The sequence below is a fragment of the Nocardioides massiliensis genome (assembly GCF_030811215.1).
GTDB lineage: Bacteria > Actinomycetota > Actinomycetes > Propionibacteriales > Nocardioidaceae > Nocardioides_A > Nocardioides_A massiliensis.
Genome location: NZ_JAUSQM010000001.1, coordinates 3,668,314 through 3,689,967 on the forward strand (window position 1 = coordinate 3,668,314; position 21,654 = coordinate 3,689,967).

General features: G+C 71.7%; 20 protein-coding genes and 2 pseudogenes. 6 read left to right on the plus strand and 16 right to left on the minus strand.

Going from position 1 to position 21,654, the window contains the following annotated elements:
• Window positions 1–52: 52 nt before the first annotated feature.
• Genes J2S59_RS18055 through J2S59_RS18065 form a run of 3 tightly spaced genes read right to left on the minus strand, consistent with a single transcriptional unit; the run spans window position 53 to window position 2,009 of the window.
• Window positions 53–1,261 carry an acetyl-CoA hydrolase/transferase family protein gene (locus J2S59_RS18055; protein ID WP_068120846.1) on the minus strand — a complete coding sequence of 403 codons (1,209 nt, stop codon included), beginning with the start codon at window positions 1,259–1,261 and terminating at the stop codon, window positions 53–55.
• Window positions 1,262–1,307: 46 nt separating this feature from the next.
• The gene (locus J2S59_RS18060) at window positions 1,308–1,835 is read right to left on the minus strand and encodes a PH domain-containing protein (RefSeq protein ID WP_068120845.1); all 528 of its coding nucleotides are present in this window, start codon (window positions 1,833–1,835) and stop codon (window positions 1,308–1,310) included.
• Window positions 1,836–1,841: 6 nt separating this feature from the next.
• Window positions 1,842–2,009 (minus strand): hypothetical protein, encoded by a 168-nt coding sequence (locus J2S59_RS18065; RefSeq protein ID WP_181641963.1) that lies wholly within the window; start codon window positions 2,007–2,009, stop codon window positions 1,842–1,844.
• A gap of 115 nt (window positions 2,010–2,124) precedes the next feature.
• Here J2S59_RS18065 and J2S59_RS18070 point away from each other — a divergent pair, with 115 nt between their 5' ends.
• Entirely contained in the window at window positions 2,125–2,592 is a 468-nt protein-coding gene (locus tag J2S59_RS18070; protein WP_246360322.1) for a hypothetical protein, read from the plus strand.
• A 13-nt stretch (window positions 2,593–2,605) separates the two neighbouring features.
• Here the strand turns inward: J2S59_RS18070 and meaB are convergent, their stop codons facing one another.
• Complete coding sequence (meaB, locus tag J2S59_RS18075; RefSeq protein ID WP_068120842.1) at window positions 2,606–3,562, minus strand: methylmalonyl Co-A mutase-associated GTPase MeaB; 957 nt, start codon at window positions 3,560–3,562, stop codon at window positions 2,606–2,608.
• Window positions 3,559–4,743: an acetyl-CoA C-acetyltransferase gene (locus tag J2S59_RS18080; protein ID WP_306825364.1), complete on the minus strand. Its 1,185-nt coding sequence runs from the start codon at window positions 4,741–4,743 to the stop codon at window positions 3,559–3,561. Before J2S59_RS18080 ends, meaB begins: the two co-directional genes overlap by 4 nt.
• A 157-nt stretch (window positions 4,744–4,900) precedes the next feature.
• On the opposite strand from J2S59_RS18080, the gene mce reads away from it, so the two are divergent.
• Window positions 4,901–5,347 carry a methylmalonyl-CoA epimerase gene (gene mce / locus J2S59_RS18085; RefSeq protein ID WP_068124111.1) on the plus strand — a complete coding sequence of 149 codons (447 nt, stop codon included), beginning with the start codon at window positions 4,901–4,903 and terminating at the stop codon, window positions 5,345–5,347.
• Window positions 5,348–5,360: 13 nt separating this feature from the next.
• On the opposite strand, the gene J2S59_RS18090 is transcribed toward mce, so the two are convergent.
• The 7 genes from J2S59_RS18090 to J2S59_RS18120 form a co-directional block, all read right to left on the minus strand.
• Window positions 5,361–6,230 carry a 5-oxoprolinase subunit C family protein gene (locus J2S59_RS18090; RefSeq protein WP_068124109.1) on the minus strand — a complete coding sequence of 290 codons (870 nt, stop codon included), beginning with the start codon at window positions 6,228–6,230 and terminating at the stop codon, window positions 5,361–5,363.
• Window positions 6,227–6,877, minus strand: a complete 651-nt coding sequence (pxpB, locus tag J2S59_RS18095; protein ID WP_068124107.1) for a 5-oxoprolinase subunit PxpB — start codon at window positions 6,875–6,877, stop codon at window positions 6,227–6,229. The genes J2S59_RS18090 and pxpB overlap by 4 nt, the downstream gene beginning before the upstream one ends.
• Window positions 6,874–7,632 carry a LamB/YcsF family protein gene (locus tag J2S59_RS18100; RefSeq protein ID WP_068124105.1) on the minus strand — a complete coding sequence of 253 codons (759 nt, stop codon included), beginning with the start codon at window positions 7,630–7,632 and terminating at the stop codon, window positions 6,874–6,876. Before J2S59_RS18100 ends, pxpB begins: the two co-directional genes overlap by 4 nt.
• A 13-nt stretch (window positions 7,633–7,645) precedes the next feature.
• The gene (locus J2S59_RS18105) at window positions 7,646–8,794 is read right to left on the minus strand and encodes an NRAMP family divalent metal transporter (RefSeq protein ID WP_306825365.1); all 1,149 of its coding nucleotides are present in this window, start codon (window positions 8,792–8,794) and stop codon (window positions 7,646–7,648) included.
• Between the two features lie 95 nt (window positions 8,795–8,889).
• A complete protein-coding gene (locus J2S59_RS18110; RefSeq protein ID WP_068120529.1) occupies window positions 8,890–11,019 on the minus strand; it encodes a xanthine dehydrogenase family protein molybdopterin-binding subunit in 2,130 nt (709 codons plus the stop codon).
• Window positions 11,019–12,020 carry an FAD binding domain-containing protein gene (locus J2S59_RS18115; RefSeq protein ID WP_068120532.1) on the minus strand — a complete coding sequence of 334 codons (1,002 nt, stop codon included), beginning with the start codon at window positions 12,018–12,020 and terminating at the stop codon, window positions 11,019–11,021. Before J2S59_RS18115 ends, J2S59_RS18110 begins: the two co-directional genes overlap by 1 nt.
• Window positions 12,017–12,541: a (2Fe-2S)-binding protein gene (locus tag J2S59_RS18120; RefSeq protein WP_068120536.1), complete on the minus strand. Its 525-nt coding sequence runs from the start codon at window positions 12,539–12,541 to the stop codon at window positions 12,017–12,019. Before J2S59_RS18120 ends, J2S59_RS18115 begins: the two co-directional genes overlap by 4 nt.
• Window positions 12,542–12,649: 108 nt before the next feature.
• Here J2S59_RS18120 and ccrA point away from each other — a divergent pair, with 108 nt between their 5' ends.
• Complete coding sequence (gene ccrA, locus J2S59_RS18125) at window positions 12,650–13,990, plus strand: crotonyl-CoA carboxylase/reductase (RefSeq protein ID WP_068120538.1); 1,341 nt, start codon at window positions 12,650–12,652, stop codon at window positions 13,988–13,990.
• Between the two features lie 99 nt (window positions 13,991–14,089).
• Window positions 14,090–15,268: a coiled-coil domain-containing protein gene (locus tag J2S59_RS18130; RefSeq protein ID WP_068120540.1), complete on the plus strand. Its 1,179-nt coding sequence runs from the start codon at window positions 14,090–14,092 to the stop codon at window positions 15,266–15,268.
• 2 nt (window positions 15,269–15,270) lie between these two features.
• Here J2S59_RS18130 and J2S59_RS18135 read toward each other — a convergent pair whose 3' ends face one another.
• From J2S59_RS18135 to J2S59_RS18145, 3 genes and pseudogenes are all read right to left on the minus strand, one after another.
• Complete coding sequence (locus J2S59_RS18135) at window positions 15,271–16,080, minus strand: alpha/beta fold hydrolase (protein ID WP_306825366.1); 810 nt, start codon at window positions 16,078–16,080, stop codon at window positions 15,271–15,273.
• A gap of 42 nt (window positions 16,081–16,122) precedes the next feature.
• Entirely contained in the window at window positions 16,123–17,343 is a 1,221-nt protein-coding gene (locus tag J2S59_RS18140; RefSeq protein ID WP_068124515.1) for a 3-hydroxyacyl-CoA dehydrogenase family protein, read from the minus strand.
• A gap of 68 nt (window positions 17,344–17,411) precedes the next feature.
• A pseudogene (locus tag J2S59_RS18145) lies at window positions 17,412–18,882 on the minus strand (alanine/glycine:cation symporter family protein).
• Between J2S59_RS18145 and nucS the strand changes: the two are divergent.
• Complete coding sequence (gene nucS, locus J2S59_RS18150) at window positions 18,826–19,500, plus strand: endonuclease NucS (protein ID WP_181642111.1); 675 nt, start codon at window positions 18,826–18,828, stop codon at window positions 19,498–19,500. The pseudogene J2S59_RS18145 and the gene nucS overlap by 57 nt on opposite strands.
• On the opposite strand, the gene J2S59_RS18155 is transcribed toward nucS, so the two are convergent.
• The gene (locus J2S59_RS18155) at window positions 19,452–20,633 is read right to left on the minus strand and encodes an ATP-binding protein (RefSeq protein WP_181642112.1); all 1,182 of its coding nucleotides are present in this window, start codon (window positions 20,631–20,633) and stop codon (window positions 19,452–19,454) included. The genes nucS and J2S59_RS18155 overlap by 49 nt on opposite strands.
• Window positions 20,634–20,765: 132 nt before the next feature.
• Between J2S59_RS18155 and J2S59_RS18160 the strand changes: the two are divergent.
• A pseudogene (locus J2S59_RS18160) lies at window positions 20,766–21,654 on the plus strand (IS5 family transposase).

Sequence of the window (21,654 nt, forward strand, 5' to 3'; positions counted from 1 at the left end):
ACTACGACCAGCCAGCTGACCCGAGGCCCCACGACACTCACGGGAACCTTCCTTACAGGCCCAGGTGGTGGGCCTCCTCCCACAGCTCCTCGCGCACGTCGGGGTGGGCCGCGTGCTCGATGAGGTGACGCGCCTGGCTGCGCTCGTCGTGGCCGAACATCTCCGCCGCGCCGTTCTCGGTGATCACCGCGTGCATCTGGAACGACGTCACCGGCTCGTCGACCAGCGGCACGATCGTCGACACCTGCGCCTTCGGGTGCCACGAGCGCAGCGCGATCATCGCCTGTCCCCCGGCGCTGTGCAGCGCGCCCACGATGAAGTCGGTCTGGCCACCGAACCCGGAGTGGATCCGGGCCCGGATGCGGGAGGCGTTGGCCTGGCCGAAGAGGTCGACCTGCAACGCGCTGTTGATGCTGGTCATCTGCGGGTTGGCCGCGATCCGCGCCGGGGTGTTGGTGACCTCGGTACGCCGCATGATCACGCGCTCGTTGCCGTCGAGCCACGCATAGAGCTCCGCGGAGCCGAAGACGAAGGAGCTCACGATCGGGCGCTCGACGTCGAGCGCGCCGAGGAGCTCCAGCTCCAGCACCCGGTCGGAGAACATCTCGGTCCACACGCCCAGGCCGCGACGATCGCGCAGGCCCGCGAGCGCGGCGTCGGGGATCGCCCCGATGCCCGCCTGCAGGGTCGCGCCGTCCTGGACCCGGCGCGCGACCAGGTCGCCGATGCGCGCGGCCGACTCCCCCACCTCGACCACCGGCGGCACCGGGAGCGGGGTGTCGTCCTCGACGAGCAGGTCGATCTCGGAGCGCGGGACGAGCGCGTCGCCGTACGTGTAGGGCATCTGGGGGTTCACCTGCGCGATGACGGCGCCGCCACGCCGGCGCACCTGCTCGATCGCTGCGGGCAGCACGTTGACCTCCGTGCCGAGCGACACCATCCCGTCGCGCGGCGGGGCGACGTGCAGGACGACGAGGTCGGGAGGGCAGCTGACCTCGAACAACCGCGGCACGACGGAGAGTCGCGCGGGGAAGTACCGCAACCCCGGTTGCTTGCGCATGCCCGCGCCCACGAACGGCGTCTCCAGGGTCACGCCCTCGCGGGTGGGGATGCCGGGTTGGGCGTTGAGCATCCACAGCCGGTACGACGCCAGCGCGGCGTCGATCTCGCCGAGCAACCGCCACGGGGTCGCGAAGTTGCCGGCCACCACCACCCGGGGGTCGGGTGGGAGCGCCGCCAGCACGCTGGGGAGAGTGGTCATCGAGCCTCCGTCCTGGACGTCGTCGGCCCCCTACCCACGCGGGGGCTCAGTTCACCCTCGGGCCGCGCAGACCGGACCGCTGGACCACGCGCTGGATCACCAGGTCGCGCTCGTCGGGCCGCCCGACGTGGGAGATGTCGCGCAGTCCCTGCTCCTGCGCGGCCGACTCGAACACGAAGTGCCCGTAGCCGCACAGCCGGCCGGTCAGCGGTTTGTGGACGGTGATGTCGAGGATGCGGCCCAGCGGCATCGTCGCGAGCGTCTGCGCCAGCACGCCGCGCACGCGGAACACCCGCATGTTGGTGACCACGAACCGGTCCATGTGCCGGCTCAGCGCCCGCCACCCCGCGTGCGCGAGCAGGCCGAGGCCGAGCAGGAGCGGGAACCACGCCAGGTCGATGTCGACGAACGGGAACGCGACCAGCACGGCCAGCCCCAGGAGACCTTCGAGGACGGGGGTCACGTAGACCACCCAGTGCTTGCGCACCTCGTCGACGATGACCTCGCCCTCGTCGCGCAGGAGGTGCCGACCGATGCGCGGCTCGGCGAACGTGCGGCGCAGCAGGCCCGCCATGGTGCCTCAGGAACCCAGGGCGTCGACGAAGTCGATGACCGACTCGAACAGCCGCGTCAGCATCTGCCACGCGTTGGCGAGCCCATCCTGCGCGAGGTCGGCGAGGCTGTCGGGCTGGGTCATCAGGTAGAAGCCGACGAAGAGGACGACGACGAGGAGCACCAGCTTCTTCACGTCAACTCCTGCTCGATCGGGTGCCGGCGCCGGAGGGTCCGGACGCACCGGTCGACTTTGTAGCAAATCCGCGCCCCGACGCGTGGGAGGCGCACCGGCGGGGAAGGCAGGAGCCATGGCAGATGCGAGAACCGACGACCTGCGCGTCGGCGAGGCCGAGGTCCAGGACAAGCTCGAGCAGGGCCCCGACGAGGCCACGGTGGCGGCGGCCGGCAAGCTCTCCGAGGCACTGGAGACCACCGAGCGTGCCCGGGGACACCTCTACAGCTTCCACCAGCTCACCGGCACCGCCGACCTGCAGGTCGGGGACGCGGTCGCGCTGCTGCGCGAGGCCGGCCACGACGAGCTCGCCGACCGGGTCGAGACCGACCTCAAGGGTCGCAACGTGCTCGAGGGCCGCTGGACCTTCCAGGTCGTCGAGGAGTACGACGACGGCTACTACACCGCGTTCCGCGAGGCGGAGAAGCTCATCCGCGACACGCTCATGGGCGGGCGCCGCCACGTCCACGAGGCGCAGATGAAGGAGGACCGCCGCACGCAGGGTCGCCGCCACCACGAGCAGGCGCCCGACACCCAGGATTGAGACCGACCACTGACTAGTCCGAGGCGGCCAGCAGGGCGTCGGCGGCGGCGTACGGGTCGAGCCTGCCGGCGAGCACGTCCTCGGCGAGGGTGTCGAGCTCGACGCTGCCGCTCAGGGTGTCCCAGCGGCTGCGCAGCTCGGTGACGGCGATCGCCGCGACCTCCTCGCGGGCCCGGCGGCGCCGCCGGTCGGTCCCCGCACCCGACTCCGCCAGCCAGGCGCGGTGCGCCTCGAGCTTGTCGACGACCTCGTCGAGGCCCTCGTGCTTCGTCGCCACGGCGGTGAGCACCGGCGGGCGCCAGCTGCCCTCGGCGCGATCGGCCAGCGCGAGCATCGAGCGCAGGTCACGGCGTACGGCGGCCGCGCCGTCGCGGTCGGCCTTGTTGACGACGTAGAGGTCGCCGATCTCGAGGATCCCCGCCTTGGCGGCCTGGATCCCGTCGCCCATCCCCGGCGCGAGCAGCACGATCGTGCTGTCGGCCAGGCCGGCGACCTCGACCTCGCTCTGCCCCACCCCGACGGTCTCGACGATCACCGTGTCGTAGCCGGCCGCGTCGAGCACCCGCAGCGCCTGCGGCGTCGCCCACGACAACCCGCCGAGGTGACCGCGCGAGGCCATCGACCGGATGTAGACACCGGCGTCGGTGGCGTGGTCGCCCATGCGCACCCGGTCACCGAGCAGCGCGCCGCCGGAGAACGGGGAGGACGGGTCGATGGCGAGCACCCCGACCCGCTGCCCGCGAGAGCGCAGCTCGCGCACCAGCGCCGACGTGGTGGTCGACTTCCCGACGCCGGGGGCCCCGGTGATGCCGACGACGTGGGCGTTGCCGGCGTACGGCGCCAGGGCCGCCATCGCCTCGCGCAGCAGCGGCGAGGCGTCCTCGACCAAGGAGATGAGACGGGCGACCGCCCGCACCTGTCCGGTGCGGGCGGCCGTCACGAGCTCGGGGACCGAGCCGGCTCGGGTCACGCAGGAACGCGCACGATCAGCGCGTCGCCCTGCCCGCCACCACCGCACAGCGCGGCGGCGCCGACCCCGCCGCCGCGCCGCTTCAGCTCCAGGGCGAGGTGCAGGACGATGCGGGCGCCGGACATGCCGACCGGGTGGCCGAGCGCGATCGCCCCGCCGTTGACGTTGACCTTGGCGTCGTCGAGCCCGAGCTCGCGGGCCGAGGAGATGCCGACGGCAGCGAAGGCCTCGTTGAACTCCACCAGGTCGAGGTCGGTGGGCTTGATGCCCTCCTTCTCGCAGGCCAGGGCCGTGGCGGCCGCGGGCTGCAGCTGCAGGGTGGAGTCGGGGCCGGCGACCTGGCCGTGGGCACCGATCTCGGCCAGCCACTCGATGCCGAGCTCCTCGGCCTTGGCCTTGCTCATCACGACCACGGCGCAGGCACCGTCGGAGATCTGTGAGGACGACCCCGCGGTGATGGTCCCCTCCTTGCTGAAGGCCGGACGCAGCGAGCCCAGCGACTCGGCGGTGGTGTCACCGCGCACACCCTCGTCCTCCGAGACCGTCACCGTGCCCTTGCGGGTCGCGATCTCGACCGGCACGACCTCGTCGTTGAAGACCCCGTCCTTCCAGGCGCGGGCAGCCTTCTGGTGCGACTGGGCGGCGAACTCGTCCTGCTCCGCGCGGGTGAGGTTCTGCGCCGCGGCGTTGCACTCCTCGGTCAGCAGACCCATCGCCTGGCTGGTGAACTGGTCGAACAGCGCGTCGTAGGCCATCGAGTCGACGAGCTTCACGTCGCCGAACTTCGCGCCCTCGCGGGACTTGGGCAGGAAGTGCGGGGCGTTGGTCATCGACTCCATGCCGCCGGCCACGATGATGTCGTGCTCGCCGGCGCGGATCAGCTGGTCGGCCAGCGCGATCGCGTTGACGCCCGACAGGCAGACCTTGTTGATGGTGATCGACGGGACGTGCATCGGGATGCCGCCCTTGTGACCCGCCATGCGGGCGGGGTTCTGCCCGGCGCCGGCCTGGATGACCTGGCCCATGATCAGGTAGTCGACCTGCTCGCCGGTGATGCCGGCCTTCTCGAGCGCGCCCTTGATGGCGACACCACCGAGGTCGGCGGCGGACTGGTCCTTCAGTCCGCCCAGCAGCCGACCGATCGGCGTACGTGCTCCGGCGACGATCACGGATCCGGACATGGGGGTGCCTCCTGGAGTTCTCGACTGATGAGCGCGGCTGTGACACTACCCGCCGGTACGGGCCCTGGGGAGGGGGTGCAGCGACGCCGCGTGTAGGGCTCGTCACAGTCCCGGCAGGGGGCTTCCGCCGGCGCCCGCGGCGTACGACGATGCCTTCATGACCGCTCCTCTCTCCGTGCCCGAGCACCTCTTCCTCTGCATCGACCACGTCGGCGTGGCCGTGCCCGACCTCGACGAGGCGATCGCGTTCTACCGCGACGCGTTCGGCATGGAGGTCGCCCACGAGGAGACCAACGAGGAACAGGGCGTCCGCGAGGCGATGGTCAAGGTCGGCGACTCCGGCTCCTGCATCCAGTTGCTCGCGCCGCTCAACGAGTCCTCGACCATCGCGAAGTTCCTCGACCGCTCGGGGCCCGGCCTGCAGCAGCTCGCCTACCGCGTCACCGACGTGGAGCAGGTCTCGGCGATCCTGCGCGAGCGGGGTCTGCGGCTGCTGTACGACGCACCCAGGCGCGGCACCGCGAACTCGCGGATCAACTTCGTGCACCCCAAGGACGCCGGCGGCGTCCTCGTCGAGCTGGTCGAGCCGGCCCAGGACCACTGATCAGGACCACTGATCAGGCGCCACTGACCCAGCGGAACCGGACCTGCTGCCCGGGCCGCACCTGCGCGGCCCGGTCGACGTCGGCGTCGACCACGACCCCGACGACGGGGTAGCCGCCGGTGACCGGGTGGTCGGCGAGGAACACCACCGGCTCACCGTTCGGTGGCACCTGGATCGCCCCGCGCCACACGCCTTCGCTCGGCAGCTCGCCGGCGCCCTCGGCATGCTGGACGGCTCCTCCCGACAGCCGCATCCCGATCCGGTTGGTGCGCTCGGTTGCGGTCCAGGTCGTGGCGACCAGCACGTCGGGGTCCTCGACCCAACCGTCGCGCGGGCCGCGCACCGCGCGCAGCACCACCGGGTCGTCGTCATAGCGCGGGGGCGCGACCTGGTCGACCGCGGGGTGCTCGGGCGGGGTCGGGCCGACCGGCAGCTCGTCGCCCTCGGCGAGCGGCGCCGGGCCGAGGGCGGCCAGCACGTCGTGGCTGCGCGAGCCGAGCACCGGCGCGACGTCGACTCCTCCACGCACGGCGAGGTAGGAGCGCAGCCCGACCGGCGGCGGGTCGACCCGCACATGGCCGCCTTCGGGCACCGTGACGGGGGCATGGGTGCCTGCGGGTACGTCATCGACGAAGAGCGGCGCGGGTGCGCCGGTCAGACATACGGTGAGGCTGCCGCCGAGCACCTCGACCTCCAACCCGCCCAGCGTGACCTCGAGAGCAGCGAGACCCGGCGGGTTGGCGACCACCCGGTTGGCGAGGGCGTACGCCGTCCGGTCGGCCGCTCCGGAGCGACCGACGCCGACGCCCGTCAGTCCCGGGCGCCCCTCGTCCTGCACCAGCGCGAGCGGACCCGTGGCGAGGACCCGCAGTCGCACCGTCATCGCTGTGCACCCGGGCTCTGGGCCACCGTGAACTGCACGAGCGCGCCCTGCCGCAACAGCGCGGGCGGGTCCCGGTCGAGGTCCCACAGCGCGACGTCCGTGGTGCCGATCAGCTGCCAGCCGCCCGGCGACTCCCGCGGGTAGACGCCGCTGGAGGTCCCGGCCAGTCCCACGGCACCGGCCGGCACCCTGGTGCGCGGCTCGTCGCGGCGCGGCACCTCCAGACGCGGGTCGCCGCCGCTGAGGTAGCCGAAGCCCGGGGCGAACCCGCCGAAGGCCACGCGCCACGGCTCGCCGGTGTGGGCTGCGACGACCTCGTCCTCGCTCAGCCCGGTCAGCTGCGCGACGTCGGCCAGGTCGGGACCGTCGTAGTGCACGGGGATCTCGATCACCTCGGCGTCGGGTCCCGCGTCCTCGACCGCACCCGAGTTCGGTACGTCGAGGGCGCCCAGCGCGCTGCGCAGCTCGGTGAGGTCGGCGCCGGGCTCGGCCACGACCAGGAGGGTGCGCGCGGCCGGCACGATCTCGGCGACGCCCGCAGGTCGGTGGGCCTGCAGGGCGTCGGACCACCGCAGCACCGCCGCGGTGTCGTCCACCTCCACGAGCACTCCGGCGTCGCCGTACGGGAGGAAGGTCGGGGCGCTCATGCGAACGACCGGACCTCGACGCCGGCCTCACGCAGGGCCGCGCGGGTGCGGACGGTCATCTCCACCGCGCCCGGCGAGTCGCCGTGCACACAGATCGAGTCGGCCTCCACCTTCACCACCGAGCCGTCCACGGCCTCGACCTCGCCGTCCGTCACCATCCGCACGACCCGGCGCGCCACCTCGTCGGCGTCGCTCAGCACCGCACCCCGCTCGCGGCGCGAGACGAGCTGACCTTCGCGGGTGTAGGCCCGGTCGGCGAAGGCCTCGCGCACCGTGCGCAGGCCCGCTGCCTCCGCCTCGGCCAGCAGCGCCGAGCCGGGCAGGCCGAGGATCGCCATCGTCGGGTCGTAGGCCCGCGTGGCCTCGACGACCGCCCGCGCCTGGTCCACCCGGTCGACCGTCGCGTGGTAGAGCGCGCCGTGCGGCTTGACGTAGCGCACCTGCACGCCGGCCGGTCGTGCCATCGCCTCCAACGCGCCGATCTGGTAGAGCACGTCGGCGGCGAGCTCGTCGGGCTCGGCGTCGATGAACCGGCGTCCGAACCCGGCCAGGTCGCGGTAGCCCACCTGGGCGCCGATCGTCACGCCGTGCTCGGCCGCGACGGCACACGTCCGGCGCAGGGTGCGGGGATCACCGGCATGGAAGCCGCAGGCGACGTTGGCGCTGGAGACCTCGGCCAGCACGGCCGCGTCGTCACCGAGCTGCCAGCGCCCGAACGACTCCCCCACGTCGCTGTTGAGGTCGATGCTCGTCATCGGGCGCACTCCTTCACAGGTCTTTTGTCACAGGTCGGCGAGCGGGGTGATCGCGTTGTAGGCGAGATACAGCGTCAAGGCCCACGCTGCCACGCCCGCGGCCAGCAGCCACACGGGATAGCGGTATCCGTGCAGCAGGTCGCGGCGCCGCCAGGCGATCCAGAGCAGGACGCCGAACCCGAGCGGAAGGATGATCCCGTTGAACGCACCGGCGAAGACCAGCAACGTCACCGGCGGCTCCTGCACGAGCAGGTAGGCCACGGTCGTCACGACGATGAAGCCGACGGTCAGGAGGTTGCGTCGCCGTTCCGGCGTGCGGGAGGTGGTGAAACGAGACCGAGGTGTACGACGCCCCGATCACCGACGTGAGCGCAGCAGCCCACAGGATCAGGCCGAAGACGCGCATGCCGACCTCTCCCATGGCCGCGCCGAAGGCGCTCGCCGCCGGGTTGGTCTCGTCGATGCTCGCGCCGCCCGCCACGACCCCGAGGATCGCGAGGAACAGCACCACCCGCATCACGCCGGTCACGAGGATGCCGACGACGGAGCTGCGCCCGATCTCGCGGGCGCTCTCGACGCCGGTGCGTCCGGAGTCGAGCAACCGGTGGGCGCCCGCATAGGTGATGTAACCGCCGACCGTGCCGCCGATGATCGTGGTGACGGCGAGGACGGAGAACTCCTCGGGCATCACGACGTTGCGCAGCGCCTCCCCGACCGGCGGTGAACTCGTCACCGCGATGATCGCGGTGGCCACGACCATCACCAGGCCGAGGACCACCACCAGCCGGTCGAGCGCCACGCCGGCCTGCTTGCTCACGAAGATGCCGCAGGCGAGGGCGGCGGAGATCGCACCGCCGATGCGCGGGTCGAGACCGAGCAGCGCGTCGAGCCCGAGTCCGCTGCCCGCGACGTTGCCGACGTTGAAGACCAGGCCGCCGACCAGCACGAGCGCGGCCAGGATCCAGCCGGCTCCGCGCACGACCTCGTTGGCGAGCTCGTGGGCGCGCCGGCCCGCGACCCCGACGACCCGCCAGACGTTCATCTGTACGGCGATGTCGACCAGGATCGACAGCACGATCGCGCAGGCGAACGCGGCGCCCAGCTCGATCGTGAACGTCGCGGTCTGCGTGATGAACCCCGGCCCGATGGCGCTGGTCGCCATCAGGAAGATGGCGCCGAGAATCGCGGACCGACGGCTCGCCCTCGTAGCGGCCTCGCCGAGCTTCGGCGTGTCCTCCCCCGTCACCATCTCCCCGTTCAGTCGATGAAGCGGTCGGCCGTCACGGGGATGGAGCGCACCCGCACCCCGGTGGCGTGGTAGGCGGCGTTGGCGATCGCGGCCGACGTCCCGACGATGCCGATCTCGCCGATGCCCCGGGCACCCATCGGCGTCGCGACCAGGTCGGCGTCGTCGAGCCACGTGGCGTCCACGTCGAGCACGTCGGCATGGGTGGCGACGTGGTAGGTCGCGAGGTCCTGGGTCACGAAGTGGCCGAACCGCGGGTCGCGGTGGGTCTGCTCGAACAGCGCGGCCGACAAGCCCATCACCAGGCCACCGACCAGCTGCGAGTGGGCCGTGGCCGGGTTGAGCACCCGGCCGACGGCGTACGCCCCGTGCAGGCGCGGCACGCGGATCTCTCCGGTGTAGCGGTGGACCCGCACCTCGGCGAAGACCGCGCCGAAGGAGTGGTGGGCGTAGTCGGCGCGGGTCGAGTCCTCGGCCGCTGCGGCCACGGTGTGGACCCCCGGGTCGGGAGTGTCACCGTGGTCGGCGCGGAACCGCTGGGCGGACGCGACGATCGCGCTGCCCCACGAGGTCGTGCCCGAGGAGCCGCCGGCGACCGTCGCGGCAGGCAGGCTCGAGTCGGCGATCTCGAGGTCGATCGCCTCGACGGGACAACCCAGCGCGTCGGCGGCGATCTGGGCCAGCACGGTGCGGGCGCCGGTGCCGATGTCGACGGCACCGATGGCCACGCCGTAGCGACCGTCGGCCAACGCGGTCACGCGCGCGGCGTTGCCCGGCGCGACCGAGGCGGGGTAGGTCGCCGACGCGACCCCGGTGCCGACCCACCACTCGCCGTCGGCGGTCGCCCGTGGCTCGCGCGGACGCTCGGCCCAGCCGAAGGCCTCCGCGCCCCGGTGCAGGCACTCGACGAGGCGGCGGTCGCCCCAGGGCTTGCCGGTCTCGGGGTCCGTCGCGGGCTCGTTGCGCACGCGCAGCTCGATCGGGTCCAGCCCGCACGCCTCGGCGAGCTCGTCCATCGCGACCTCCTGCGCGTGCATGCCGGGCATCTCGCCCGGGGCGCGCATCCACGAAGGCACGGCCACGTCGAGCCGACTGAGGCGATGCGACGTACGGCGATGCGGAGCGGCATACATCGTGCGGGCCGGTACGGCGGTCTGCTCGGCGAACTCGCGTGCCCGCGACGTCTGCGACAGCGCCTGGTGGTCGATCGCCAGCAGCGTGCCGTCGGCCCGGGCCCCCAGGCGCACGCGGGAGACCGTCGCGGTGCGGTAGCCGGTCAGGTCGAACATCTGCTGCCGGGTCACCGCGAGCCGTACGGGGCGACCCTGCGTCGTGCGCGCGGCCAGGCAGACCGCCATCACCGGGGCGTGCGCCTCCCCCTTGCTGCCGAACCCGCCGCCGACGTACGGCGCTCGCACCCGCACCTGGTCCGGCTCGAGGCCCAGCATCGGCGCCAGCGTGCTCACGACGGAGTGGACGCCCTGGGTGGAGTCGAACATCGAGAGCCGGGGCCGGCCGTCGGCCTCCTCCCACCAGGCCACCGTGGCGTGCGGCTCGAGCGGGTTGTTGTGCTCGTAGGCGGTGGCGTAGGTCTGCTCGACCCGCACGTCGGCCCCGGCCAGTCCGGCCTCGACGTCGCCGTCGGTGGTGTCGGTCTCCATCCCGCCGTTGACCTCGTCGGGACGGTCGGTCGCGTCCTCGGCCCGGAACTGTGCTTCGTGCGGCTCCGCGGCGTAGACGACCCGCACGAGCCGGGCACCCTCCCGGGCACTCTCGGAGGTCTCCGCGAGCACGCAGGCGACGATCTGGCCGCGGAACTGGACCCGGTCGTCCTGCAGGATCGCCAGCTCGCCGTTGGCGGTGTCGGCCAGCCGGGGTGCGTTGGTGTGGTCGACGACGGCGACCACGCCCGCGTGGTCGAGCGCGGCCGAGGTGTCGATCGCGGTCACCCGCCCGCGGGCGATGGTGGACGTCACCAGCCACAGGTGCAGCGGATCGCCCGGCACCTCCGGGCCCGCCGACTGCTCGACGGTGTAGCGGGCCTGCCCGGTGACCTTCTCGCGGCCGTCGAGCCGGCGCACCGGCGTGCCCATGACGACCGCCTCGACGGGGCGGGTGGCGTGCTGGACCTGGTCGCTCATCAGGCTGCCCCCTCCGTGGTCGCGCGGGCCAACCGGCCGAGCACCAGTGCCGTGGCGTTGCGGACCATCGGCACCTTGTAGGCCGTCTCCTCGTCGGTCTCGGCGGCCTCGAGCTCGAGCGTCGCTGCGTCGCGTGCCGCGTCCTCGCTGAACCGCGTCCCGCGCAGCGCCTCCTCGGCGCGGGTCGCCCGCCACGGCTTGTGGGCGACACCGCCCCAGGCGATGCGCACGTCGCGCACGGTGTCACCGTCCAGGTCGAGACAGGCGGCGACCGACACGAGCGCGAACGCGAACGACGCGCGGTCGCGTGCCTTGTGGTAGCCGGAGACCTGCACCACCGGATCGGCCGGGAGCTCGACCGCGGTGATCAGCTCGCCGTGCGCCAGCGTGGTGTCGCGCTGCGGCTCATCACCCGGGAGCCGGTGCAGCTCGGACATCGGCAGACGTCGCTCACCGTCCGTGCCGAGGACCACGACGCGCGCGTCCACTGCGGCCAGGGCGACGGCCAGGTCGGAGGGGTGCGTCGTGACACAGTCGGGGCTCGCGCCGAGTACGGCGTTGTAGCGGCCGTAGCCGCCGATCGCGGAGCAGCCGGAGCCGGGCTCGCGCTTGTTGCACGGGGTGGAGGCGTCCTGAAAGTAGACGCACCGGGTGCGCTGCAGCAGGTTGCCGCCCGTGGTCGCCTGGTGCCGGATCTGCGGTGACGCGCCGGCCAGCACGGCCTCGGCGACGACCGGGTAGTCGGTGCGCACCCGCGGGTGGGCGCCGAGGTCGCTGTTGCGGACGTTCGCTCCGATCCGCAGGCCCCCGTCCGGCAGGTCCTCGACGCGGTCCAGCGGCAGCCGACTGACATCGACGAGCAGCTCCGGCTCGGTGATGCCCAGCTTCAGGTGGTCGACCAGGTTGGAGCCTCCGGCGAGGAACCGGGCGGACGGGTTGGCGGTGACCAGTGCGACCGCCTCGGCCGCGTCGGTGGCCCGGTGGTAGGCGAGCTCCCTCATGCGCGCACCTCCTGCCCGGACTGCTGGGTCGACTGCTGGACCTGGCGGATCGCGGCGAGGATCCCGCCGTACGCCCCGCACCGGCAGAGGTTGCCGCTCATCCGCTCCCGGATCGTGTCGTCGTCGAGCTCCGCGACCCCGCCTTCTGCCTCGGCCTCGTCGAGCAGCCCGACGACCGAGCAGACCTGGCCCGGGGTGCAGTAGCCGCACTGGAACGCATCGTGCTCGAGGAACGCCTCCTGCACCGGGTGCAGCTCCTCCCCACCCGAACCGTCCGCTCCGCCCAGGCCGTCGGCGGTCACAACCTCGGCACCGTCCACCGCCACGGCGAGCGTCAGGCAGGTGAGGTGGCGACGGCCGTCGAGCAGCACCGTGCAGGTGCCGCACTGCCCGTGGTCGCAGCCCTTCTTCGGCGCCACGATGGCCAGCCGCTCGCGCAGCGCGTCGAGCAGGGTCGTGCGGGCATCGACGGTGAGGGTCCGTGACCGGCCGTCGACGGTCAGGGTGATCTCGGAATCCATGCTCGGGACGGTGCCCCGGCGAGACTTCGCTCACACGGGGCTGACAGCCTCCCTACTCGCTAGTAGATTCCGCGCAACGTCCGTGCCCCGAGCCTCCAGGAGACATCCGTGCAGCAGATCCTCGACGCGATCATGGCGGGCGACACCGCCCCCGAGGACTTCGCCAACCTGGCCCTGCCCGAGTCCTACCGCGCCGCCACGGTGCACAAGGACGAGGTCGACATGTTCGAGGGCGTCGCGAGCCGCGACAAGGACCCGCGCAAGTCCCTGCACGTGGAGGACGTCGCGCTCCCCGAGCTCGGGCCCGGCGAGGCCTACGTCGCGGTGATGGCCTCGGCGATCAACTACAACACCGTGTGGACCTCGATCTTCGAGCCGGTCTCGACCTTCGGCTTCCTCGAGCGCTACGGCCGGCTCTCGCCGCTCACCAAGCGCCACGACCTGCCCTACCACGTGGTCGGCTCCGACCTGTCGGGCGTCGTCCTGCGCACCGGCCCCGGCGTGACCAAGTGGAAGCCGGGCCAGGAGGTCGTGGCGCACTGCCTGTCGGTCGAGCTCGAGGACTCCGACGGCCACAACGACACGATGCTCGACCCGCAGCAGCGGATCTGGGGCTTCGAGACCAACTTCGGCGGACTGGCGCACGTCGCGCTGGTCAAGGCCAACCAGCTCATGCCCAAGCCCGACCACCTCACCTGGGAGGAGGCCGCCTCCCCCGGCCTGGTCAACTGCACGGCGTACCGCCAGCTCGTCTCCGCCAACGGCGGCAACATGAAGCAGGGCGACAACGTGCTCATCTGGGGCGCCTCCGGCGGCCTGGGCGGCTTCGCGACGCAGTACGCCCTCAACGGCGGCGCCACCCCGATCTGCGTGGTCTCCAGCGACGAGAAGGCCGACATCTGCCGCAGCATGGGCGCGGAGCTGATCATCAACCGCAACGCCGAGGGCTACAAGTTCTGGAACGACGAGGGCACGCAGCAGGACCCGCGCGAGTGGAAGCGGTTCGGCTCCAAGATCCGTGAGCTCACCGGCGGCGAGGACATCGACATCGTCTTCGAGCACCCGGGCCGCGAGACCTTCGGCGCGAGCGTCTACGTGACCCGCAAGGGCGGCACCATCACCACCTGCGCCTCGACCTCGGGCTACATGCACGAGTACGACAACCGCTACCTGTGGATGAACCTCAAGCGGATCATCTCCTCGCACTTCGCCAACTACCGCGAGTCGTGGGAGGCCAACCGCCTGGTCATGCAGGGCAAGATCCACCCCACCCTGTCGCGGACCTACCGCCTCGACGACGTCGGCCAGGCCGCGCTCGACGTCCACAAGAACGCCCACCAGGGCAAGGTCGGCGTGCTCTGCCTGGCCCCCGAGGAGGGCCTGGGCGTCCGCGACCACGAGAAGCGCGCCAAGCACGAGACGGAGATCAACCGCTTCCGCGGCGTGTGAGTCTGAACGTCGGCTGAACGGGCGGGTGTTGGGCTGGGGACAGCCCGCACCCGCCCGTAGTCTTTGTCCCAGACGTCCACGCGTGAGGTGAGGGGATCCATGAGCGACCGCAGCGGCCTGTCCATCTTCGACGACCAGCCGTCGTCCGGAGCGTCGGACGAGCCCACCCAGGTCATCCCGGCGGTGAAGCCGGGAGCCGCGGCGCCTCGCGAGAACGCCCCCGTCCTGCCGCCCAAGCCCGACGGGTTCCCGGTCGCGCGTCGCGGCGGTTATGACAAGGCCGCCGTCGACCGGGCGGTCGCTGCCTTCGACGCGGAGCGCCGCGCGCTGGCCGAGAGCACCGAGGCGGCCCAGCAGCGGGTCCGGGCCCTCGAGGAGCAGCTGGCCGAGGCCCGCACCCAGATCGCCGAGCACAAGAACCCGACGTACGCCGGCCTCGGTGGCCGCGCCTCGGAGATGCTGCGGCTCGCCGAGGAGCAGGCCGACGAGGTCCTCGTGCAGGCGCGCGCTCAGGCCGAGGAGATCCGCCAGCAGGCCACCCGCGAGGCCGAGGCGCTGCGCGCCGACGCGGCGCGTGAGGCCGAGGACATGCGGATCGTGCAGCTCAAGGACCTCGAGGAGACCCGCCAGCTGGCGCTGGCAGCGGTGGAGCAGGAGCGCGCGTCGGCCCGCAGCGAGGCCGAGGACCTGCTGGCCTCGGCCAAGCGCGAGGCCGAGCAGCTGCGCCTGGCGGCCGAGCAGGAGAGCACCACGCTGCGCACCACCGCGCAGCGCGAGGCCGAGAAGGTCCAGGCCTCCGCCGACCGGGAGCTGCAGGAGGCGCGGCGTGTGCTGGCCGTCGAGAAGGAGCGCCTGGCGCGCGAGGCAGCAGACCACCACGAGTCGGCGCTCGCCCAGACCCAGCAGCTCGTCGCCGACGCCGAGGCCCGCGCCAACGCCGCCGAGCAGCGCGCCCGCGAGGCCACGGCCCAGGCCACCGCACAGCGCGACCACGCGCTCTCCGAAGCCGAGCAGACCCTGAGCCGAGCGCGCCGCGAGGCCGAGCAGATCGTCACGACCGCCAAGTCCCAGGCCGCGAGCATCACCGCCAGCGGCCAGGCCGAGGCGGAGCGTCAGCTCGCTTCGCTCCGCGCCGAGGTCGACCGGGTCGCTCGGCGTCGCGACGCGATCGTCGCTCAGCTCGGTGCCCTACGCGACGTCGTCGCGGGCTTCGCCGAGGACGCCACCGACGCACCCTCGGAGCGCCCGGCGCAGCCGGAGAAGCCGGCCGAGGACTGAGTTCAGGCGGCGAGGAAGCGCCGCAGCACCTGCTCGAAGACCGCCGGCTGCTCGGAGTGCACCCAGTGGCCGGCGTTCTTCACCCGCACGCGCTGTGCCTGGGGGAACAACGCACGCATCGCGTCGACGTGCTCGTCGCGCACGTAGCGGGAGTCGGCCCCGGCGATCCACAGCACCGGAGCGTCGTACGGCGTGACGTCGCCCAGCCGGTCGGCGGGCCACCCGCCGAGGTCGTCGAGCTGGTCGCCGAGGACCTGCAGGTTCATCTGCCAGCGCCAGCCCTTACCCTCCCGGCGGAGGTTCTGCAGCAGGAACGCCCGCACGCCCGGGTCCTCGACGGTCTCCGCCATCGCCGCGTCGGCCGCGGACCGGTCGGGCAGCGCGTCGAGGTCCATCGCGCGCATCGTCTCGACGAAGCCCTCGAACTCCCCCCGGCCACCGGCATAGGCGACGGGAGCGATGTCGACCACGCACAGCCGGGCGATCCGCTCGGGGTGGCGCAGCGCGGCGATCATCGCCGCCTTGCCGCCCATGGAGTGACCGACCAGCGTCACCGGGTCGTCGGCGTCGCACAGTGCGGCGATCTCGTCGGCCATGTCGACGTAGTCGAAGCGCTCGCGCCACGGCGAGCGTCCGTGGTGGGGCAGGTCGACGAGCGTGACCCGGTGGTCCTCGGCCAGCGACCGCCCCAGGGTCGACCAGTTGCGCCCCTGGCCGAACAGGCCGTGACAGAACACCACCCGCGAGCCGTGCTCGCCGTGCTCGAAGGTGTGCAGCTGGTCGTTGTCCGGATCGGCGTCGGCGGCGGTCATGGGCCCATTGTCCCCGGCCGCCGCCGACCCAACCGACATCCCTCAGCTGTAGTCGTGGAAGCCCTTGCCCGTCTTGCGACCGAGCCGGCCCTCGGCGACGACCTGCTCCAGCGTGGCGGCCGGGGCGAGACCCGGCTCCTTGAACTCCTCGAAGAGCTCCTTCTGGATCGCCAGGGACACGTCGTTGCCGACCACGTCGAGCAGCTGGAACGGCCCCATCGGGAACCCAGCCTCCGCCTTGATCGCCTCATCGATGGTGGTGAGGTCGTGCTCACCGGCCTCGGCGAGCTTGACGGCGTCGTTGAGGTAGGGGAACAGCAGCGCGTTGACGATGAAGCCGGCGCGGTCACCGCACGACACCGCGACCTTGCCGACCGCCTTGCACAGCGCGCGCACGGTCTCGTCGACGTCGGCGGCGGTCGCGTCGGTGGTGACGACCTCGACCAACTTCATCACCGGCGCGGGGTTGAAGAAGTGCATGCCGATGACCGCCTCGGGGCGCGAGGTGGCGTCGGCGCACGCGGTGATCGGCAGCGAGGAGGTGGTCGTGGCCAGGATCGCGCCGGCTCGGCAGATCCGGTCCAGGTCGGCGAAGAGCTCGGTCTTGACCGCCAGGTCCTCGGCGATCGCCTCGACCACGAGGTCGACGTCGGCGAGCGCCTCGCGGGAGGTCGCCGGGGTCAGCCGGGCGAGCACGTCGCCCTTCGCCGACTCCTCGAACTTGCCCTTCGCGATCGCCTTGTCGAGCGACTTCTCGATGCCGGCGCGCACACCGGCGACCTTCTCATCGCTGCGGCCGACGTAGACGACGTCGTACCCCGCCTTGGCGAAGACCTCGACGATCCCGGAGGCCATCGTCCCGGTGCCGACGACACCCACGGTGCTGATCTGATGGCGCAGCTGCGGCGCGCTGTCGGCCGACGGGGCCTCCTCGTCGTCGACGACCTCGCCGTCGGCGTACGTGTAGAGCCCGCGACCGGCGGCCCGGCCCGTGCGCCCCTCCGCGACCAGCTTCTCCAGCAGGTCGGCGGGCTTGTGCAGCGGGTCGCCGGTCTCGGCGTACCGCGCGGCCAGCGCGTCCCGGACGACGTCGACGCCGGTCGCGTCGATGGTGGCCAGGGGCCCGACCGGGTAGCCGCAGCCGAAGCGCATCCCGGCGTCGATGTCGGCACGCGAGGCGTACCCCTCCTCATACATGCGTACGGCGTGGTTGAGGTAGGGCAGGACGAGCGTCTGGCTGATCTGGGCGTTCGCTGCGGTCATGGCCGAGAGAATGGCACAAATGCTACTGGCGGGTAAGCCCCCGGTTCAGAGGCGTTCTGTGAAAGCCCTCACGTGTCGGCGCGCTCGTCGGCCGGGACCTTCGCGATGTCCCCGCAGCGCAGGCCCTCGCGGAACTCACGCAGCTCGCGCCGGACCACCGGCAACAGCAGGTAGCACGCCAGGAGGTTGACCACGAGACAGGCGAAGAGCATCGCATCGGCGAAGTCGATGACCGAGCCGAAGGAGATCACCGTGCCGACGACCGTGAAGGAGCAGAACACGACCTTGAAGACGTTCTCGCTGCGCCGGCTGCGCCCGAACAGCGTGGTCCACGCCTTCATCGTGTAGTAGCTCCAGGTCAGCAGCGTCGAGTAGGCGAACAGTGCCACGGCGACGGCGAGCACGGCCGGGAACCACGGCAGGAAGGTCTCGAAGGCGTCGGAGGTCACGACGACCCCGTCCGGCGGCGCCCCGCCCCCGGCGACCTCGGACCGGGCGTCGGCGTAGAACGCCGTGTCGGCGATGACGATCGTCAATGCGGTCATCGTGCACACCACGATCGTGTCGACGAACGGCTCGAGAAGGGCCACGAAGCCCTCGCTGACCGGGTGCTTGGTCTTCACCGCGGCATGCGCGATCGGCGCAGATCCGACGCCGGCCTCGCTGGAGAACGCGGCGCGCTGGAAGCCGACGATCAGCACGCCGAGCACACCGCCGGCCACGCCCTCGGGGTTGAAGGCCCCACTCACGATCGTGCCGATCGCGCCAGGCACCTGCTCGAGGTTGCCGAAGATCACCAGGAGGCAGCCGAAGAGGTAGACGATCGCCATGAGCGGCACGAGCCTGCTGGTGACCGCGCCGATCGACTTGATCCCGCCGATGATCACCACCGCGATACCGGCTGCGAGCAGCAGACCGAAGAGCAGCGACGCTCCCGCCGAGCCGAGCGTCCTCGTGGACCTCGCGGTACTTGACCCCGAGGGTGCACTCGACGAACTTCACGCACATGCCGAGGAAGCCGGCCAGGATCATCCAGAACGTCGCGCCCGGTCCGCCGACGACGACCGCCGCACCGACGCCGGCGATGTTGCCCAGACCGACCGTGCCGGACAGAGCGGAGGACAGCGCCTGGAAGTGGGTGACCTCCCCGGGGTCCGAGCGCCGGGAGTAGCGCCCGCGCACCAGTGGGATCGCGGTCGACCAGCCGGTGAACTGGATGCCCCGCAGGTAGATCGAGAACACGATGCCCGCGATCACCACGTAGACGATGAGCAGCGGCACCTCGACCCCGAGGATCGTCGGAGCGTAGAAGACCACCGACCCCACGGCCTCGGCGAGCGGATCGAAGGCCTCGTCGATCGCCGTCTCGACCCGGCCCAACCATCCGTCCTGTGTCGCCATGCGTGCGCAGTTCCCCCGCGGTGACCTGCGGAAACCGCCCGCGCCGGCGGGCCCGCGTCGCGCCGGGTAGATTCCCCGAGCGTGAGACTCGTCGTTGCCCGCTGCCAGGTCGACTACGCCGGGCGGCTGACCGCACATCTGCCCATGGCCACCCGCGTGCTGATGATCAAGGCCGACGGGTCGGTGCTCGTGCACTCCGACGGGGGTTCCTACAAGCCGCTGAACTGGATGTCACCGCCGTGCACCTTCGCCGAGGAGGTCGACGACGAGGGCGTCGCGTCGTGGACGGTCACATCCAAGACCGGCGACACGCTGCGGATCCTCATCGAGGAGATCCAGCACGACTCCTCCCACGACCTCGGCATCGACCCCGGCCTGCAGAAGGACGGCGTGGAGAAGCACCTGCAGGAGCTGCTCGCGGAGCACCCCGCGACCCTGGCCGACGGCCTGCGGCTGGTCCGGCGCGAGTACCCCACCCCGATCGGGCCGGTCGACCTGCTGTGCCGCGACGCCGACGGCAACCGGGTGGCGGTGGAGATCAAGCGGCGCGGCGAGATCGACGGCGTGGAGCAGCTGACGCGCTACCTCGAGCTGCTGAACCGCGACCCGCTGCTCGCCCCGGTGCGCGGGATCTTCGCGGCTCAGCTGATCAAGCCGCAGGCCCGGACCCTGGCCGAGGACCGCGGCATCACCTGCGCGGTGGTGGACTACGACGCGCTGCGCGGGCTCGACGACCCGACCGACAGGTTGTTCTGAGCTGACGGCCCGAGCGGGAGGCGGACGCTGACCGTGGTGCCGTGCCCGACCTCGCTCTCCACGCTGATCGCACCCTCGTGCGCGTCGACGATCGCCTTGGCGATCGACAGTCCCAGGCCGGCGCCCTGCACGTGCTTCTCCACCGCATGCCGAGCGCGGTAGAGCCGCTCGAAGATCAGGGCGACCTCCTCCGCGGGCACGCCGACGCCGGTGTCGCGGATCTCCACGACGGCGTACGCCTCGTCCTCGCGCAGGGCGACGGTGATGACGCCGCCGCGCGGGGTGAACTTCACGGCGTTGGTGAGCAGGTTGTCGAGCACCTGACCCAGCCGCACGGCGTCACCGAAGATCGCGGTCGTCGATCCGGCGGCCTCGACCTCCATCACGACCGAGAGCCCCTGCGCCTCGGCGCGTGGACGCATCGCGCGGACCGCGTCGGTCGCCAGCCGCTCGATGTCGATCGGCTCGGCGTTGAGCACCATCCGGCCGCTGGTCATCGAGGCCAGGGTGAGCAGGTCGTCGACCAGGCAGAGCTCACGACGCGCATTGCGTTCGATCACCTCGAGCAGCTCGCGGGCCTCAGTGCTGAGGTGGCCCTCCCCCAGGTCGCTGAGCAGCTCGGTGTAGCCGATGATCGACGACAGCGGTGTGCGCAGCTCGTGGGAGACCGTGGCGATCAGCTCCTCGCGGATGCGGTCGGACTCCTCCTGCAGCCGCTTGCGCTCGCTCACGTCGCGGATGATCGCCGAGATCACCGTGCCTGCGTCGCTCGTGATCGGCGCGAGGCTGATCTCCACCGGGAACTCCGAGCCGTCCTTGCGCCGGGCATACAGGTCGCGCTCGGTGCCCATCATCGGTCGCAGGCGCGGTTTCGCCGCGTAGCCCGACCGCTGCCGAGCGTGCGCCCCGTGGAACCGCATCGGGACCAGGACCTCGACCGGCTGCCCGAGCAGCTCGCTGCGCTCGTAGCCGAAGAGGTTCTCGACCTGGCCGTTCACCAGCTTGATCACGCCGGACTGGTCGACGATGAGGAAGCCGTCAGGCGCCGCCTCCATCAGGCTGCGGAAGAACTGATCGTGCGCCTGCACTGGCACCTCCGTGACGGCATCGGGGACGGCATTGGGGACGGACACCGTCACCGTACGGGGCACGGGCCGCGCGCACTGCAAGGAACCGACAAGGTCTCGACAGTACGCGCGCTAGGGCGTGTCTGACAAAGATTGGGCGGTAGGTCTGGGAACGTTCGGGTCGTGTCGCGTTTCCAGATGCTCTCCGATGCCCAGTGGTCGTTGATCGAGGACCTGCTTCCGAAGCCGACGGGGCGCCAGGGCCGCCCGTTTGCTGATGCGCGCCAGGTCGTGGAGGGCATCATCTACCGCTACCGAACCGGGATCGCCTGGCGCGATTCGCCCGAGGTGTACGGGCCATGGCAGACGTTGTGGACCTGGCATCGACGGATGGCCGAGGACGGCACGTGGGACACCGTGCTGGACCGGTTGACCGCTGCGGCCGATGCTGCCGGGCTGGTCGATTGGTCGCTGTCGGTGGACTCCACGATCGCGCGTGCTCACCAGCACGCGACGAACACCACGCGCCTCACAGGGGGCTGGATCGAGTTACACGAATCCACCCGACCGGCTCGCGGAGCCGCCTGACCACGCGATCGGGCGTTCCCGCGGCGGGTTGTCGACCAAGATCCACTCCCTGGTCGAGGGCCACGGCCTACCGATGGTGGTGCTGCTCAGTCCCGGGCAGGCGGGCGATTCGCCGATGTTCGGGCCGTTGATGGCGCACCTGCGCGTCGCGCAGCCGGTCGGGCGAGCACGAACCAGACCCGACCTCGTGCGCGCGGACAAGGCCTACTCCTCACGCGCGATCCGCACTCATCTGCGCCAGCGCGGCATCCGCGCAGCCATCCCTGAGCCTTCCGACCAACAAGGACACCGCCGACGGCGAGGATCGCGCGGCGGACGACCGCCGGCTTTCGACGCCGAGATCTACAAGGGACGCAACGTCGTCGAGCGCCGCTTCTGCCACCTCAAGCAGTGGCGCGGACTCGCCACCCGCTACGACAAGCTCGCCATCACCTACCGCGCAGCCGCTGTCCTCAACGCCGTGATCGCCTGGACCCGACATTTGTCAGACATGCCCTAG